Source organism: Mesorhizobium temperatum (genome assembly GCF_002284575.1).
GTDB lineage: Bacteria > Pseudomonadota > Alphaproteobacteria > Rhizobiales > Rhizobiaceae > Mesorhizobium > Mesorhizobium temperatum.
The window spans coordinates 1-3,184 of the sequence record NZ_NPKJ01000061.1 but is presented as its reverse complement, the minus strand read 5'-3'; the positions used below and the strand labels follow the sequence as shown (position 1 = coordinate 3,184).

The following is a 3,184-nucleotide window of genomic DNA, read 5'->3' as shown; positions in this document are numbered from 1 at the left end:
GGGGTCGGAACAAGAACTGTTCAGAATCTTGCGCTAAGGTCGAACGGAGTGAGAACTTATGCGGCACGCCGTAGCCCAACCGGGAGTCTCAGCGACCGGAACCCTTCCGGCAGATGCTGATCGCTATCCCATGTGTAGATGCCGGTCAGATTGATATGCTCCCAGGTCAGCGGCGAGATGTGCTTGAGCAGGTGATCCGGAATCTCGCGACGCATTTTGCGCAAGTGGGTGACGGCCCGTTCGATATAGACCGTGTTCCAATGGACGATGGCGCTGACGACGAGGTTGAGGCCGGAGGCGCGGAAGGCTTGGCTTTCGAACGACCGATCACGGATTTCGCCACGCTCGTGGAAGAAGACGGCGCGCTTCAGCTTATGCGCCGCCTCACCCTTGTTGAGGCCGGCCTGGCAACGCCGGCGTAGCGCTGGACTTGAGTACCATTCGATCATGAACAGCGATCGCTCGATCCGGCCAAGTTCCCGTAGCGCCCTTGCGAGCTGGCTTTCCTTCGGTGATGCTGACAGCTTCTTCAGGATTGTAGACGGCACCACTGATCGCGTCGTGATCGACGCCGCCAAATGGAGCAGATCATCCCAATGATCGAGAATCAGAGTTGCGTTGATCGGTGCCCCGATATGGTTCGACAGCGCCGGATATGTATCGCCTTTCTCGAAGGTGTGGAACTTCCGATCCTTGAGGTTGCGTAGCCGTGGCGCAAAGCGCTTGCCGATCAAGGCGAACAGTCCGAAGACATGGTCGCTTGCACCGCCTGTATCGGTGAAGTGTTCCTGAATGTCGAGGATCGTGTCCTGATCGAACAGCCCATCAAGCACATAGGCCGCCTCGCTTTCGGTCGGGCTGATGGGCAGGATGCTGAAGTAACCATATTGATCTGACAGATGGCTGTAGAATTTCGATCCGGGTTCGCTGCCATAGTGCAAGTTGATGTCGCCGCGCTTTGCGGCTCGATCACTCGCGCGAAAGAACTGCCCGTCGGATGACGCGGTCGTTCCGTTGCCCCAAAGTCGAGAATGCGGATGCCGGGTATGCGCATCGGTGATGCACGCTTGCGCCGCGCGGTAGGTTTCCGACCGAGCATGGAACGTACGCATCCAGCCGATCTGGTGAGCGCTGATGCCCTTGGATGCGCTCGCCATTCTCTTCGGCCCCAGGTTGGTCGCATCCGCTAAAACTCCGGCCAGCATGGCTGAGATATTCCTCGGAGAGTCACCCGTGCGGACATGCATGAAGTGATCCGCAAAGCCGGTCCAATCGTGCACTTCCCTCAGGAGGTCAGGAACCTCGACCAGCGGATACATGTCGCTGATCTCGGCGTTCAGTTCCTCGGCTGCAGCGGGAACCTCGCCAGCCGTTGGCGTAACAATCAACGTTCCGGCTTCAAGTCGAACACCTTCGAGCTTTCCGGACCGTGCTCTGTGCGCGAGGCGCTTCAGGTTGAAGTCGAGCATCTGACGCGCTTCGGCAAGCCACTGCGCGCCGTCACCTTGGACGCCCAGTCCAAGGCGATCCTCCTCCTTCATGGTGGTGAATGTTGACCGCGGCATAAGATGCTCGTCGATCGGCCGGAAGGATCGGCTGCCATCGACCCAAATGTCCGCAGATCTAAGCCGGTCCCGCAAAGCCGCGAGCGTGGCGATCTCATAGAGACGCCGATCAGGCTGATCTTGCCCGAAGATGAGCTTTCGATCGGCTTGACTGAGATGAGTGACAGGAACGCGATCTGGGAGCGTTCGTCGCCTGTCGGCATAGAGGCGTTTCAATACATCTACCGCGACAAGAAGCGGATCGTGGCGACGCGCCGAGCGGAATGTGAACACCTGCAGAATCGCACCGGCATATTTGTTGACGGTCGCATATTGCTCAGCCGCCAAGGTCAATGGCGATGCCTCGTTGTCCTCGACCATCGACTCAAGTTCAGGCTTCATTCGGAGCAACCGGTGCCAGCCAACTTCTTGATCGAGGACCTCCAATGCATTCTGGCCGTAGTCGTTCGCCGATTGCAGGGCAGTGATCGTGTCGAGGAACATGCGCAGCGCCTTGGCGGTATCGGGCCTGCAATCCATGTGCCGTTGTTTCTTACGGTTGTTGGCCTGAGAGAACAGCCTTCCCATCAGCTTGATGAACATCGTCACAGCATCGTCGGTGAGCTTCTGGCTGAGTTTGATGACCTGCGCCACGATCAGCGCGTGTCGACGACTGGAATTGAAGTCGTTAGCCAGCCAGGCCGGCGTAGCATTGCCTTCACGGATCATCTGGTCCCAGCGACCCGATGATATGCGGACCTGCAGTTTCGGATCGATCTCCAGCGTCCGCAGATAGGCGATACGTTCGGCCAGCCCGACCAGGTTTGAGGCACTTGGCGCATCTGGCGCTGATCGCAGCCAATGAAAGCGCGTCTGCCCGATCGTTTGGTCAACCTCCAGAAGACGGTCGAGGTCTTGCAGCCTATCAGACGAAAGGCCTTCGATCAGCGTCTTTTCCGCACGCCGACGAGCGATAGCGCGAGCCGCGATCCCCATCCGCTCGATAATGTTGGCTGCCGGGAGCAGCGAATTTCGATTGCGGAACTCCGCCACAATGGCGCCAGCTATCGAAGCACCGGCGTCTGTTGTTGAGGCCATCTCGATTGCCGTCAGCAATGCGGCACGCCGATCTTCGGCAGTTGCGTTTCGCTTCCGTAGATAACCTAGGAGATGAGCAATGTGATTGCTGCGGGTCTCCTCACGACGGGCATACAACCTGAATGCGGTCGAGCTTGCACCTATTTGCCCAGCAACATAGTCAAGCATAGCTTTCGGCGGAACCTCGTTAGCCAACAGTGGCCTACCGGGATAACGCATCAAGCAGAGTTGGATCGCAAAGCCGAGCTGATTGTGTTCGCGCCGCCGTAGCTGGATTTCCAGCAAATCGGCCGGCGCAAGAGAATAGTGGCGGATCAGACTGTCTTCGTCGATCGGAATGTCGAGTAGCGTCTTTCGTTCGTGTTCTTTGAGAAGCGCACGTCGGGCCACTTTCCACTCCACGCTAGAACGGTAGTGGCCAAGCCTCTGTCCAAGCAGCCTAGCGGTACAGGAGGCAAATGGCGTATCCACAGCGAACATCCGGGCGTTCACTTTCCGTTCGGCCTTAGCGCAAGATTCTGAACAGCTCTTGTTCCGGCCCC

1 protein-coding gene is annotated in these 3,184 nt (G+C 58.1%); it reads right to left on the bottom strand.

Annotated elements, in window-relative coordinates; translation table 11 throughout:
• Positions 1-56 precede the first annotated feature (56 nt).
• Positions 57-3,032 carry a Tn3 family transposase gene (locus CIT26_RS23645; RefSeq protein ID WP_095494820.1) on the bottom strand — a complete coding sequence of 992 codons (2,976 nt, stop codon included), beginning with the start codon at positions 3,030-3,032 and terminating at the stop codon, positions 57-59.
• Between the last annotated feature and the right edge of the window lie 152 nt (positions 3,033-3,184).